Source organism: Bartonella sp. 220B, assembly GCF_026930205.1.
In the GTDB taxonomy this organism is placed as follows: Bacteria; Pseudomonadota; Alphaproteobacteria; order Rhizobiales; family Rhizobiaceae; genus Bartonella.
In genome coordinates this window covers 329,788-344,803 of the sequence record NZ_JANHOI010000001.1, presented here as the reverse complement: position 1 = coordinate 344,803, position 15,016 = coordinate 329,788, and the positions used below count along the sequence as shown (strand labels likewise).

The 15,016-nt window shown below is 41.7% G+C and carries 11 protein-coding genes; 3 read left to right on the top strand and 8 right to left on the bottom strand.

Translation table 11 applies throughout. The annotated features are described in order from the left end of the window. Window position 1 precedes the first annotated feature (1 nt). From atpC to NPX99_RS01365, 6 genes are all read right to left on the bottom strand, one after another. Window positions 2-415, bottom strand: a complete 414-nt coding sequence (gene atpC / locus NPX99_RS01390; protein ID WP_269029968.1) for an ATP synthase F1 subunit epsilon — start codon at window positions 413-415, stop codon at window positions 2-4. A 72-nt stretch (window positions 416-487) separates the two neighbouring features. Continuing rightward, window positions 488-2,104, bottom strand: a complete 1,617-nt coding sequence (atpD, locus tag NPX99_RS01385; protein WP_269029967.1) for a F0F1 ATP synthase subunit beta — start codon at window positions 2,102-2,104, stop codon at window positions 488-490. 19 nt (window positions 2,105-2,123) lie between these two features. Continuing rightward, the gene (locus tag NPX99_RS01380; protein ID WP_269029966.1) at window positions 2,124-3,035 is read right to left on the bottom strand and encodes a F0F1 ATP synthase subunit gamma; all 912 of its coding nucleotides are present in this window, start codon (window positions 3,033-3,035) and stop codon (window positions 2,124-2,126) included. 20 nt (window positions 3,036-3,055) lie between these two features. After that, the gene (atpA, locus tag NPX99_RS01375) at window positions 3,056-4,591 is read right to left on the bottom strand and encodes a F0F1 ATP synthase subunit alpha (protein ID WP_269029965.1); all 1,536 of its coding nucleotides are present in this window, start codon (window positions 4,589-4,591) and stop codon (window positions 3,056-3,058) included. Continuing rightward, the gene (gene atpH, locus NPX99_RS01370; protein ID WP_269029964.1) at window positions 4,591-5,175 is read right to left on the bottom strand and encodes an ATP synthase F1 subunit delta; all 585 of its coding nucleotides are present in this window, start codon (window positions 5,173-5,175) and stop codon (window positions 4,591-4,593) included. Before atpH ends, atpA begins: the two co-directional genes overlap by 1 nt. A 498-nt stretch (window positions 5,176-5,673) precedes the next feature. Further along, entirely contained in the window at window positions 5,674-7,896 is a 2,223-nt protein-coding gene (locus NPX99_RS01365) for a primosomal protein N' (protein ID WP_269029963.1), read from the bottom strand. Window positions 7,897-8,349: 453 nt separating this feature from the next. Between NPX99_RS01365 and fsa the strand changes: the two genes are divergently transcribed. Continuing rightward, a complete protein-coding gene (fsa, locus tag NPX99_RS01360; protein ID WP_269029962.1) occupies window positions 8,350-9,003 on the top strand; it encodes a fructose-6-phosphate aldolase in 654 nt (217 codons plus the stop codon). On the opposite strand, the gene lptE is transcribed toward fsa, so the two are convergent. Next, a complete protein-coding gene (gene lptE / locus NPX99_RS01355) occupies window positions 9,000-9,590 on the bottom strand; it encodes an LPS assembly lipoprotein LptE (RefSeq protein ID WP_269029961.1) in 591 nt (196 codons plus the stop codon). The genes fsa and lptE overlap by 4 nt on opposite strands. Next, window positions 9,577-12,219 (bottom strand): leucine--tRNA ligase, encoded by a 2,643-nt coding sequence (leuS, locus tag NPX99_RS01350; RefSeq protein WP_269030031.1) that lies wholly within the window; start codon window positions 12,217-12,219, stop codon window positions 9,577-9,579. The genes lptE and leuS overlap by 14 nt, the downstream gene beginning before the upstream one ends. A gap of 184 nt (window positions 12,220-12,403) precedes the next feature. On the opposite strand from leuS, the gene NPX99_RS01345 reads away from it, so the two are divergent. Together NPX99_RS01345 and NPX99_RS01340 are read left to right on the top strand one after the other, a co-directional pair. Next, on the top strand, window positions 12,404-13,108 hold the full coding sequence (locus tag NPX99_RS01345; RefSeq protein ID WP_269029960.1) for a YggS family pyridoxal phosphate-dependent enzyme: 705 nt from the start codon (window positions 12,404-12,406) through the stop codon (window positions 13,106-13,108). Between the two features lie 843 nt (window positions 13,109-13,951). Beyond that, window positions 13,952-14,215, top strand: a complete 264-nt coding sequence (locus NPX99_RS01340; protein WP_269029959.1) for a hypothetical protein — start codon at window positions 13,952-13,954, stop codon at window positions 14,213-14,215. The last annotated feature ends 801 nt before the right edge of the window (window positions 14,216-15,016 follow it).

The window sequence follows — 15,016 nt, the reverse complement described above, 5'->3', positions numbered from 1 at the left end:
TTTACGCCTCTATCACCCCAGCACCAGCTGCCAGTTGATGAAAAAACTCTTCTACTTTACGATTTTCCTCATCACTTGAAACGCCTTCTAATGTTGCTCGAACCTGCAAAATCTGCTGTTCCAAAGCATCAAAAGAAAGATGTTCAACTGCCACCACTTTTTCTACCAAAAGTGAACAACCCGAAAAGGTAATATTTGCAACGCCCCCACAAACAGCAAACAGCTTTTCTCCTGAAGAAGTAAGAACACGAACACTCCCCAAAACAATGCTTGCTACCAAAGGCGCATGATGTGCCATCACTGTTAGAGTTCCTGATGCTGAAGGAAGAACAACAGAGACCACCTGTTCTGAAAACACGAGCTTTTCAGGTGATACAAGCTCAAATAAAAAACACTCTACCCCATTGTTTTCCACACTATCCTCCACGAAGCTCGATACAAAGACCTCTTGTCCTTCCTACAACAAGCACTCGTTACAGACTTCTTTTTAAGAAGAAGCTTCTGCAATGAGACGCTTTCCTTTTTCAATAGCTTCATCAATCGCACCCACCATATAAAAAGCAGCTTCTGGCAAATCGTCATAATCACCAGCACAAAGCCCTTTAAAGCCTTTGATTGTCTCTTCTAAAGAAACGAGTTTTCCGGGTGACCCAGTAAAGGCTTCAGCGACATGGAAAGGTTGCGAAAGGAAACGTTCAATTTTACGTGCCCGCCCTACCAGCAACTTATCATCTTCAGAAAGTTCATCCATTCCAAGAATAGCAATAATATCTTGGAGCGCTCTATAACGTTGTAAAATGGTTTGAACTTGGCAAGCCACCGTATAATGCTCTTCACCGACAACCAATGGATCTAACATACGTGAGAAAGAATCGAGTGGATCAACCGCTGGATAGATTCCTTTTTCAGCAATAGAGCGCGAAAGAACTGTTGTTGCATCCAAATGGGCAAAAGATGTTGCAGGGGCTGGATCTGTCAAATCATCCGCGGGCACATAAATAGCCTGAACAGAGGTAATGGAGCCTGTTTTGGTACTAGTAATACGCTCTTGCAAAGCACCCATATCTGTTGCCAAAGTTGGCTGATATCCAACAGCAGAAGGTATACGTCCCAACAGAGCGGACACTTCAGCACCGGCTTGCGTAAAACGGAAAATATTATCCACGAAGAAAAGAACATCTTGCCCTTCATCACGAAAACTTTCTGCAATAGTCAATCCAGAAAGAGCAACACGTGCACGCGCTCCTGGTGGTTCATTCATTTGCCCATAAACCAGCGCACATTTTGACCCTTCCGTTGAACCATTATTCTCTCTTGGATTCACATTCACGCGGCTTTCGATCATTTCATAATAAAGGTCATTTCCTTCACGGGTGCGTTCTCCCACACCAGCAAAGACAGAATAACCTCCATGGGCTTTAGCAATATTGTTGATAAGCTCCATAATGAGCACGGTTTTGCCAACCCCAGCCCCCCCAAACAAACCAATCTTTCCACCCTTAGAATAAGGCGCTAGCAAATCAACGACCTTAATACCCGTGACAAGAATTTCTGATACAGTTGACTGCTCCACATATTCAGGAGCATCTTGGTGAATAGAGCGCATTTTTGTTGTTGCAATTGGTCCAATATTATCAACGGGCTCTCCAATGACATTCATAATACGACCAAGCGTTGCTTCTCCAACAGGCACACAAATCTGCGTTCCCGTATCAAAGACCTTTTGTCCACGCGTTAACCCATCTGTAGTATCCATAGCAATTGTGCGCACCGTATTTTCACCCAAATGCTGCGCAACTTCTAAAACCAACCGATTCCCTAAATTGTCTGTTTCCAATGCGTTGAGAATATTTGGCAATGCACCTTCGAACTGCACATCAACAACAGCACCAATCACCTGTTTAATCTCACCAACGGCACCTTTTTCACGCACATCTTTAGAACTTGCACGCGTAGCTTTTTGAGAAGAAGCAGGCGCAGAACCAGAAGTATCCTTCACGCTCGTTTGAGATTTTGAGGCGGCTTTTTTTACGCCTGAACGAGCAGATGATTTTTTTTCTGTAACTTTTTCTGCTCCCTTGCTTGACGTCACTGCTTTTACCATCAATTCCTACCTTTTCCGTTTAAAGCGCTTCTGCGCCCGCAATAATTTCGATCAACTCTGTCGTGATTTGTGCTTGACGCTGACGATTATAAGCCACCGTCAATTTATTAATCATTTCACCCGCATTACGGGACGCATTGTCCATAGCTGTCATCTTTGCGCCCATTTCACCCGCGACATTTTCCAGCAAAGCCCGAAAGATTTGCACGGAAAGATTGCGCGGCACAAGCGTATCCAAAAGAGAAGCAGCATCAGGCTCATATTCATAAACAATGGATTGTAGATCTGCGTTTTTATCATTCTTCCCAACAGTCTCTTTTGTCTCAAGAGGTTCTTTTGGAGGAATCATGGGGATCAAACCAAAAACGGTTGGACGTTGATTGATCACCGAAACAAACTCAGAGTAAAACAGCGTACACACATCGAATGCGCCCTCATTGAATAAATCAACAACCCGCTGGCTAATCATCACTGCTTCGGCAAAACCAATACGTTTTACAGAATGCAAATCAATGTGACCAATCATCAACGCTTTGTAATCGCGTGATAAAATATCTGCTCCCTTTTTACCCACGGTCAAAATTTTGACGATTTTACCGGCCGCAAGGAGTGTCTTAATCTTTTCGCGCGCACAACGGGCAATTTGCACATTAAAAGCACCACATAATCCGCGCTCAGCGGTACAGACCACCAAAAGATGCACATCATCTCGACCAGTCCCACGCATAAGAGGGGGCGCATCAATCCCATCAACATCAGCAGCAACATTGGCCAAAATAGCAGCCAGCCGCGTAGCATAAGGGCGTGCAGATTCAGCTGCCTCTTGCGCACGGTGCAACCTTGCTGCTGCAACCATTTGCATAGCTTTTGTAATCTTCTGGGTTGCCTTAACCGAGGCGATACGGTCTCTCAGATCCTTCAACGACGCCATTCAAGCATTCCATCAATTCATTATGAAAAATTCTTCGCATAACTTTTAAGAACAGTAGTCAACTTTTCCTTAAGTTCATCGGTTATCTGTTTTTGATCTGCAATGGACTTCAAGAGATCTTGGTGATCACTCCGGAAGAGAGTCAACAGCCCCTGCTCAAATCGAGAAACATCAGAAACCGCCAAGGAATCAAGATAACCATTCACACCGGCAAAAATCACAACCACCTGTTCCTCCGTTTTGAGCGGAGAAAATTGCGGCTGCTTTAACAATTCTGTCAAACGCGCTCCACGATTTAAAAGACGCTGCGTTGAGGCATCCAAATCGGAACCAAATTGCGCAAAAGCTGCCATTTCGCGATATTGTGCCAATTCACCTTTGATGGAACCAGCAACCTGCTTCATCGCCTTAATCTGTGCAGCAGAACCAACACGCGAGACAGAAAGACCAACATTTACAGCAGGACGAATTCCCTGATAGAATAAATTGGTTTCCAGAAAAATCTGCCCATCGGTGATTGAAATCACATTAGTAGGAATATAAGCAGAAACATCATTTGCCTGTGTTTCAATAACAGGCAACGCTGTCAAAGATCCAGAACCATTTTCAGCATTGAGCTTTGCAGCCCGTTCCAAAAGGCGCGAATGGAGATAGAAAACATCCCCAGGATAAGCTTCACGACCAGGCGGACGACGGAGCAAAAGGGACATTTGGCGATAAGCAACCGCTTGTTTGGAAAGATCATCATATCCAATCAAAGCATGTTGACCATTGTCACGGAAATATTCGCCCATTGCACATCCCGCAAGAGGTGCGATAAATTGCAATGGAGCAGGATCAGAAGCGGTAGCCGCAACAATGATTGAATATTCAAGCGCACCACGCTCTTCCAAAACTTTAACAAATTGCGCCACGGTTGAACGTTTTTGACCAATGGCAACATAGATACAATAGACTTTATCTTGGTCTTTTCCAGCACCTTTTTCGTGGAATGGCTTTTGATTTAAAAATGTATCGAGCAAAATCGCGGTTTTTCCCGTTTGCCGATCTCCAATCACCAATTCACGCTGTCCCCGTCCGATAGGAATGAGTGCATCAATAGCTTTCAATCCGGTAGACATTGGCTCATGTACTGACTGACGTGGAATAATTCCCGGAGCCTTAACATCCACACGACGACGTTCTGTTTCTTTAAGAGGTCCCTTACCGTCTATAGGATTTCCCAATGCATCAACAACACGGCCAAGGAGTGCAGGACCAACAGGAACATCAACAATAGTGCCTAACCGTTTAACGGTATCACCTTCGCGAATATCACGATCTGATCCGAAAATCACCACCCCGACATTATCGATTTCCAAATTCAGTGCCATTCCGCGCACGCCATTTGAAAAGGAAACCATTTCCCCTGCTTGGACATTATCCAAACCGTAAACGCGGGCGATACCATCTCCCACAGACAAAACCCAACCAATCTCTGAAACTTCAGCCTTTTGGTCAAAGTTTCTGATTTGCTCTTTGAGAATTTTTGAAATTTCAGATGGTCTAATATCCATCAACTGACCTCTTTTTTCAATGCAAGCTTAAGTGAAGACAATTTTGTTGCAAGAGACGTATCAATCTGAGACGACCCCACACGAATGACCAATCCACCAAGAATTGTTGGATCCACAAGGGTGTATAGCAAAATTTTCCCCCCAACAACACCTTCCAAAGCCACGCGCAATTCTTGTTCTTGTTGAGAACTCAACGGATGAGCAGAAACAATCTGCGCCGAATTTTCTCTACGAGAAAGAGCAACACGACGTTGAAAAGCATGTAAAATACCAGACAAAGCACCAAGCCGACGGTTTACTACGACAACGCGCAAAAAATCACCAAAAATCTGACCGGCACTCTTATCATCAAACTTCATGCACTCAAAGACAGAACGCATCACTTTAACCTGCTCTTTTACTGAAAAGAACGGACTTTGCACGAAGCGTTTTAAGTCTTCATTTTGATCCAAGACAAGTAAAAAAGATGCCACTGCCTTTTCAACCTTTTCAATGACTTCCGCTTCTTGAACACAATCAAAAAGCGCTTGCGCATAGCGTTGATCTACCAATGGCAGCGGTATAAGAGAAAATGAATCCGACACGAAATACCGCCTCTTTCCCTTGAGCGACTCTCTGATAATTATCAGATGAAATAAATCAGACACCCCGAATTTTAAGAATCTGCCTCTTAAAATTCGGAACAAAAAACTTTTTGGTTTCTAGCATAGACATAACCGACTCGCAACACTTCAAATCGATGCTTTCTGAAAATTTCCTATAAAATATTCAAAATATTTTTAAAAACAGTTTTTTAGATATGCAAGTGATCACCACAGTTTTTCTTACCTCTCTTTTTGACATTTCCTGATAGATTTTTCAAGTCTCTTTATCTGTGCTTTACAAGTGATCTGACAACAGAAGCAAAATGCTGCTTATCAAAAGAGTTCCATCTGCCGAAAAACCTCATGACTTCAAACATATAAGCAAGTAATAATGAATCTCTATTCTCCTTAATAAAGCAGAAAAGAGATCTTTTCATTCTCTCTATCAAGCATCTTACAAATCCCCCATTCTCTAGCCTTGTTATATTTGCAGTGTTTTCAGAGAAAACTTTGCGGATCAATATCAATCTGAACCCGAACAGAAGAAGGCATTTTAGGAGCATTTGCAAGCATTGTACGAATAAATCCTTGTACATCAAAAGAACGCTGTCCCTGTAGCAAAAGCCGAAAACGATAACGTCCTCGAATCAGAGCCAATGGTGCTTCTGCTGGTCCCATGACAGAGATATTTTTTTCCCGTGGAGCCACTTGGCGCAACGCACGTGCATAATGTTCCGCCGCTTGGCGTTTTTCTGAAGAGACAATCAAAGAAGCAAGCCGCCCATAAGGTGGAAGATGATAATGCTGCCGCGTAGCAATTTCATGTCTATAAAAATCCTCACATTGTTGAGAAAGCAAAGCTTTTATTACGGGATGATCCGGTTGATAGGTTTGCAATAATCCTACACTTTCTAACCCTATACGCCCTGCTCTTCCTGTCACCTGAGATAAGAGTTGAAAGGTGCGCTCCGCTGCCCGTAAGTCACCATTGGCAAGACCAAGATCAGCATCAATCACTCCAACCAGCGACAACCCAGGAAAATGATGCCCCTTAGCAACAAGCTGTGTGCCAATAATAATGTCCACCTCACCATTTGCAATCGCTTGCAATTCACGCCGTAACTGACCAATTCCACCTTTAAGATCGGTTGAAAGAATCAATAATCGCGCTTGTGGAAAAAGTTTTTGTGTTTCCTCAGCAATTCTTTCCACTCCCGGTCCACAAGCCACGAGATGATCTAAAGTCCCACATTCAGGACACGCTTCTGGAATTGGCTGATGATACCCACAATGATGACACTTAAGCTGCCCTTGTAAGCGATGCTCCACCAACCAACTCGAACAATCTGTACACTGAAAGCGATGTCCACAAATCCGACACAAAGTTAAAGGCGCATAACCCCGTCGATTGAGAAAAAGCAGCGCCTGTTCACCCTTCTCGATGGTTTTTGTCAGAGCCTCTTCAAGAACAGAGGAAATAAAGCGTCCCTTTTGCACTCCTCCTTTACGCATATCAACCACCCGCAACTGTGGAAGTGCCGCCGCGTTAAAACGTGATGGTAAATGGACCCGTTGATAACGTCCCCACAAAACATTTGCTTGGCTTTCAATCGATGGTGTTGCTGAAGATAAAATAACAGGAAAATTCTCGAAAGAGCCCCGTGCAACCGCCATATCGCGTGCATGATAAAAAACGCGCTCTTCTTGTTTATAAGCACTATCATGTTCTTCATCCACCACAATTAAGCCAAGCTCTGCAAAGGGGAGAAAAAGCGCCGAACGCGCTCCAGCCACCACCCGCACCCTCCCTTCTGCAACTTGCCGCCACACACGTTCCCGACGCCGTGGCGCCAAATCCGAATGCCACTCCGCTGCCGATGCTCCAAAACGCGCATGAAACCGATCTAAAAATTGTTGAGTTAAAGCAATTTCCGGCAACAAAATCAAAACCTGCTTGCCCTTTGTGAGTGCCTGCGCAACCGCCTCAAAATAAACTTCTGTCTTTCCCGATCCAGTAACACCCTCAAGCAGAAAAACTTGAAACTGAGAAGACAAAAACCCCTCCCGCAAAAGTCGTGCTGCCTCACTCTGCGCTCCTTCCAACTGAGGGGGACAAAAATCAGGATTGGGCAACGCCACAAGAGCAGGAGCTGGCACCATAACATCTTCAAATACCCCAAGCGCTTTCAACCCCTCGACAACCGAAACAGAAGTTCCCGCCGCATGCGCCAAACCAGAACGTGTCCAAATCCCACCATCACGCACCAACTCCAAAACCCGTAACCGTGCTGGTGTGAGACGCTCCACATCTCCTCCACAATACCGCAAGCCCAGCATTGGTGCTTCGGGTTCTAAAGCAGCCGGCACACATAAAACCAATCGTGCCACAAGACCAAAAGGTGTCATTGTATAGCGGCTTACAAAATGCAAAAATGTCATCATCTCCGCCTTTAAAGGCGGGCAATCAAAAACATGAAGGACAGAGCGTAGTTTTTTACGCCCCACAGCTGTTGCCTTTTCTCCATCTTGTGTGGTCTGCTCTTCAACATCCACCACAAACCCACAAACTTGGCGCCCCATCACTGGAACACGAACAAAACAGCCAACTCCACATTCCAATGAAGGGGGAACTTCATAACTATAGGCTTGAGAAACAGGAAGAGGCACCAAAACCGAAACAATCTTTTTCTCTGTCACGTCCTCTGTCACCTTTGATCTCATCTTTTAGTCCAACACCTTTTGTACTAACGACAGACCCATTATACAAACAATACCTCTACAGTCTATTTTAACTGCATCTCTTTTAAAGCCCGTTTCTTTAAAGCCCCGTTTCTTCTAAAGTCATTATGAAAAAACCTTTGCGTGCTTTATCATTGCATGCCCCTCAACAATAGCCCCTCAAACAAAAAAGCGCGCCTTTCCCCCATAACAGATAGAACTCTCTCATTATAAGCATTTCATAAGAACACCGTAAGTGCTAACAGCCAAACAAAATGCCTCACACATTGTGTGCTTTCTCCATTCCCCCATTTTTGCCCTCTTTATATTTCAACTTATCATAGGATAACACACATCCTCCCTCTTGCTTTTGTGATAAACAAGAGCGCATAACTAAGAATAGGGGAAAACATCAGAGGCTTTGAAGTACAAAGCGCAAAAACAAGGAGGCTAAATATGAAATTTTTTGTGGATAGTGCGGATATTGAAGAAATCCGAGAATTACAAAATTTAAGCCTCGTTGATGGTGTCACCACCAATCCTTCTCTTATCCTCAAATCGGGACGCAATATTCTTGAAGTTACAAAAGAAATTTGTGCACTTGTCGATGGGCCTGTTTCGGCTGAAGTGACAGCAACACAATTTGAAAACATGATGAAAGAAGCCGCTATTTTAGCAAAAATTGCCGATAATATTTGCATCAAGCTTCCCCTAACGCTTGATGGATTGAAAGCCTGTAAAGCCCTTACCACACAGGGATTAAAAACAAATCTCACCCTTTGTTTTTCAGCCAATCAAGCCCTCTTGGCCGCCAAAGCAGGTGCCACATTTGTCTCACCTTTTATTGGCAGGCTCGATGATTGTTCCATAGATGGCACTGAACTGCTTCATGAAATTCGCACAATCTACAACAACTATGGCTTTGCCACACAAATTTTAGCAGCCTCAATTCGCACCGTTAACCATGTCAAAGAAGCGGCATTAAGCGGCGCGGATATTGCAACTGTTCCACCAACAATCTTAAAAGCACTGGTCAAACATCCCCTAACCGATAAAGGTTTGCAAATCTTTCTAGAAGATTGGAAAAAAACCGGACAAAATATCGCTTAATAATGTGAAAGATCTTTTGAAAGTAGGAGGAGAATCTCTTCAGCTAATTCTTCGGCCACACGTTTTTGTGCATCTTCTTCTGCTTGCAAAGTTGCATATTCTTGGCGAAGCCGTTCAAAAGATGCACTCATACTGACCGTGCTTTCAGCAATCACAATATTTTTCATATCTTGCAAAACATAGGAAACTTTCCCCATCACGGTTCCAACAGAAGGGCGTCCCTCTCTTTTCCTATCGTAATCCATCTCTATTTGTACAGAATTTCGTGTAAATGTGGATGTTTGCAATGCCAATTGATAAGCTGGAGCAGAAGGTTTACGCCCATTTCCATAAAGAAGAAACAGCAGATGATTGCGCACCATTTGACCAAAACGATCTGAAGGTTCTGCAACAACAATGGAAGCAAGCTTTTGGGAAAGATTCAAAGCTTTTGATTTTGCAGACGAAGCCTCGAAAACGGAATCCACAGAACTTATTGTCGTCGAAATCTGTGTTTCCTCATGATAAAGCGGCTCCACTAGGCACCCACACAACAGCATAAGAAAACCAGTTAATCCGACAAAAAGCAATTTCCTAAACAACAACATTGACAATCCTTTTTGGAACAATAATCATTTTCTTGACCGATTTTTCAACAAGCTGCGCTTTTACAAAATCAAGATCTAATACAGCTTCTTCAATCATTGCTTCATTCGCTGTTGCAGCCACTCTTACCTCACCACGTTTCCTACCATTAATCTGTACCGGTAAAGTATAGCATTCTTCAACGATTAATGCGGGATCATAAACAGGCCAAGGAAGCTCAGAAACCAAAGATTCCTCACCTAAAGCAGCATGACATTCTTCTGCCAAATGAGGCATAATAGGCGCGATCAATACAAGAAAAAAATCCATCGCTTGACGCAAAGCAGCCTTCATGTCAACTTCAATATTCTCTACTTTATTTAATAACGGAGCCATAATATTCAAGAATTCATAAAGGCGTGCAATGGCACGATTAAAGGCGAATTTTTCCAAATCATCTTCCACAGCACAAAGCGTGCGATGTGCAGCCTTTGAGAGTTCCAAAGCTGCTCCTTGACGCCCTGCGCATGGTGCAACGTCCTTTAACACTGGAGCACTCATAGCCACACAACGCCAAACACGTTGTACAAAGCGGTGTGCTCCCTCAACACCAGATTCCGTCCAGATAACATCGCGTTCAGGAGGAGAATCTGACAACACAAACCAGCGTACAGTATCGGCTCCATAGGATGCGATAATATCATCAGGATCAACAACATTCCTTTTTGATTTTGACATTTTTTCAATCAAACCAATTGTCACTTCACTTTTATCAGACAATTTGTAAGCTTTACGTTTTCCATCCTTTTCAACAATGGAAATCTCTTCTGGTGAAACCCACCCTTGATTATCCCGATAGGTTTCATGCACGACCATTCCTTGGGTAAAAAGCCCCTTAAACGGCTCATCGACACTCACATAACCCATATTTTTCATAGCCCGCATAAAAAAGCGTGCATAAAGGAGGTGTAAAATGGCATGTTCAATTCCACCAATATATTGTTGCACAGGCAACCATTCCGTTGCTGCTTTTTTGTCGACGGGTTCTTGTGCAAAGGGCGCGGTAAATCGTGCATAATACCAAGAAGAATCAACAAATGTATCCATAGTATCGGTTTCACGTCGCGCCTGCTGACCACAGTTGGGACAAGCAACACTCTGCCATGTTTTATGGCGATCAAGAGGATTGCCCGGCTGATCAAAAGTCACATCATCAGGCAACACCACGGGCAAATTAGCGCGAGGCACCGGCACCACCCCACAAGCATCACAATGGATCATTGGAATCGGGCATCCCCAATAACGTTGACGTGAAATCCCCCAATCACGCAATCGAAATTGCACGGTTTTTTGCCCCTGAGGTTGACCATGAAGCATTTGCCCCTCAAGCCTTTTTGCAGCTTCTTCAAAAGCTTGTTGTGGTGTCAAGCCATTCAAAAAACCTGAATTGATCATCACACCATCACCGGTATAAGGCGTTTCTCCAATCACAAAATTTTCTCTCTCAACTCCTTTTGGTAAAACCACCGGCTGTATGGGAAGGTTATATTTACGTGCAAAATCAAAATCTCTCTGATCATGGGCAGGACAACCAAAAACAACCCCTGTTCCATAATCCATCAGCACAAAATTGGCGATATAAACGGGAATATGCACTGTTGAATCAAAAGGATGAACAGCCAAAAGTGATGTACGAAACCCTTTTTTTTCAGCAGTTTCAAGAGCTACAGTTGTTGTTCCCCCACAACGACATTCTTCAATAAAAGCCTCCAGCGCCTTATCTTTTTGCGCAAGTGCCTTTGCAAGAGGGTGATCAACAGCCAACGCCAAAAAAGAAGCGCCAAAAAGCGTATCAGGCCGTGTTGAATAACAAACAACTTCATTAAATGCCTGACAAGTCTCATCAGCAGGCTCTGTTGATTTTAAAGCCCAACGAATGAGTAAGCCTTGTGATTTACCAATCCAATTTTTTTGCATAGTGCGAACTTTTTCCGGCCACTGTTCAAGCTTTTCAAGACCAGCCAAAAGATCTTCACTAAAATCACTAATTTTGAAAAACCATTGCGTCAATTCACGCTGTTCAACCAATGCGCCAGAACGCCATCCTCTCCCATCAATGACCTGTTCATTTGCCAACACAGTGTGATCAACCGGATCCCAATTCACCTTAGCCACTTTGCGTGCAACCAAACCTTTTTGATAAAGATCAAGAAACAGCATTTGTTGGCGATGGTAATAATCCACATCACAAGTAGCAAACTCGCGTGACCAATCCACTGAAAGCCCTAATTGCTTTAATTGTCCCCGCATTACCGCGATATTTTGATAGGTCCACGCCTTTGGATGCACTTTATTTTGCATAGCAGCATTTTCCGCTGGCATACCAAAAGCATCCCACCCCATAGGGTGAAGCACATTAAATCCCTTTGCACGTTTATAGCGCGCAACAACATCTCCCATGGCATAATTGCGCACATGCCCCATGTGAATGCGCCCAGAAGGGTAAGGAAACATCTCCAAAACATAATATTTTTCACGGCGGTCCTCTTGAACGGTCTGAAAAATTTTCTTTTCATCCCAAATTGCTTGCCATTTTTGTTCGCGGGCACGTGGATTATAGCGTTCACCTAAATGAGAATGTTCAATTGCCATTGTCATGATACTCTTTATAAAATTGAACTCAAAACTTGTTTTTATGCTTGATCATGGATTAACTTCATCGTCAACATTTTCAATCATTTTCAATCATTATTTTTTAAGTATCTTACAAAACGCTTATAAGCAATTGCTATAAATAATTGTTCAATCCTTTAATAAAAAGAAAAAGAGTACATTTATGCACACAGAAAACAATTCCTCCCCCAATTCCTCCCCCAATTCCTCCATTGAAGCGTGGAAAAATCTTCAAAAGGACATTGCAGCAACATGTCAAAGCTATAACCGCTCCCCAGAAGAAGTCCAACTTCTTGCTGTTTCAAAAACTGTCCAAGCAGAGAACATACGCCCCATTTTGCAAGCAGGACAGCGCCTTTTCGCAGAAAATCGTGTGCAAGAAGCTGCTGAAAAATGGCCCCATCTGCGTCAACAATTTGAAAAAATTGAACTCCACCTCATCGGTCCTTTGCAATCTAATAAAACAGCAGAAGCCGTTAAAATTTTTGATGTCATTCAAACCGTTGACCGCGAAAAAATAGCCAAGAGCCTAGCAGAAGAAATGCAAAAACAGAACAAACACCTCCCCTGCTATGTTCAAGTCAATATTGGCTTAGAGCCGCAAAAAAGTGGAGTTGCACCGCAAGAAGTTGTCCCCTTTGTTACCCAGTGCAAAAACCACTACGGACTTGATATTATCGGTCTTATGGCAATTCCCCCCGTGCAAGAAAACCCCGGCCCCTATTTTGCACTGTTAGCAAAACTAGCAAAAAAAGCGGGTCTCCCAAAGCTTTCAATGGGCATGTCCAATGACTTTAAAACAGCGCTTCAATTTGGCTCTAATGTCATTCGCATTGGCTCTGCTATATTTGGACAACGCCCTGTTTAACGCATCTTCACCAAAAGTGCTGTAAAATAAAAAATTCTGCAATCAATAAAGAACCCATTTGTTATGATAACATAATACAAATGCACCTACATACAAAGCGAAAAAGGATCGCACAATACAACAATAGCAAAAACGTGATAAATCATGAAAAAACCATTACATACAGTCATTTCGAAGATTCTTATTTAAAAAACCACTAATGCCATCAACCGCTCCAATCCACAGAAACAGCTTTCTCCTTGCCAATGGCGTAAGATAGATAAAAACAGACTTAATATGGGCGTAAATACGGCACCCAAATTCGCATCTAAGCTGATAAACCAAATAAACCCCTAAAGCGCCCATAAAAGTAAGTGCCAAGAGCCACGCTAAACAACATGGATAGCAATCTATAAGATCAACGATAGCATAAAGGCTTTCTGTGCTCTACAAAGCGTAACATACGGTCAATATTCGCCTAGAAAATAAAAAAACGAATCCCGTGCATATGCACATAATACATGCAGACAAAACAATAGCAATGAGACTAATTTCAATAACGATATTCCATTATCGTTCTCATAAACTAAAAGAAAAACTTCAACTTTTTATACGCGGAATTTTTCTAATTTTAAACTTTAATTAAGAAAAAATATGGTGTTATTACTTATATTTTAAAAAAATTATAAGTAATACTTTATATTATTAAGAATAAAATTTCATATATACATAATGTAGTTATTATTTATAAATAATTTTTATTCGATATAATTCAAAATTATATTTGATATCTTCAAAAGAGAAATGATAAGCCCCTACATGTATCATGATGATACGTTTATCCAAAATTAAAGGAGGATTTATATGCGTAATTTTGGTTCAGGCTTAATTTATAATTTAAATGATTCAACACCTGTTTATGCAAGAGCATGTAGCTTTAATGATTTCATGTCTCACATGAATAGACAGGGTTTTGAGTATGGAATTGCAGGAGGGATAACCGGAACAGCAGTGGGTTCTATAACTGGTCCAGGTGCACTTATGGGTGGTCTTACGGGCGCCACGACTGGTTTCTTAGGAGGTTTTGGTTTGGGTTTTGTACAGAAAGCTCATGAGTGTTGGTTCTAATTTAGAGAAAATAACTACAAAGATATCTCTGAAGTTAGTGATTTTATAATTGTTTTCAAAAAAATATCTAAGTTATATTTTCTACAATCATAAGCTGAGATAATCTTCAGAGATATTTATAATTTATAATCACATATATTATAATTTGGATTTAGTAATGTCAGATTTTACTCATAAAATTATTGAAACGTTCATGGTAACAGTTTTTTTTGGTTTAATATATCTTTTTTATTATAAATTTATTTCTTACAGTTGGAAAGATTCTCTAAAAAACTCATTATTAATAAGCTTTATATTTTTTATTGTTAGTATTTTATTGAACTATATTGGTTTATATAAATTTTTAGATAATTTTTTATAATGGACATTCTTTATAAAATTATAAGGTTGTTTTGCATGATAATTATAATGGTCCCTATACTTGCTACTTCTGCTAAAGTATTCGGTGGCTGGAGTTGGAAATTATCTATAACAACATCATTATTGTCAGTTATTGTATTCTTTATTTCTGACAGTTTATGTAGATATTTTGGTTTATATTAATTCTTAGGGGATTTCCTCTTTTTGAACAAAAGAGAGCAACACGAAAATATTCAACGCAATAAATTATCCAGTATGCTATAGCAATGCTTTAAAAGAAGGTGTTTTTAGGGCGTGCATAATCGGATATTCACTTCATTTCTTCCTTTCCCTAAAAAACAAGCAAAAAATTCATTTTAGCTTTTCAATTTATTTCTAGCTTATGTATTTTTTCAAGAAACATCTCTCCTTGCTCTTAATTCCCTCCACCGACATCATCCG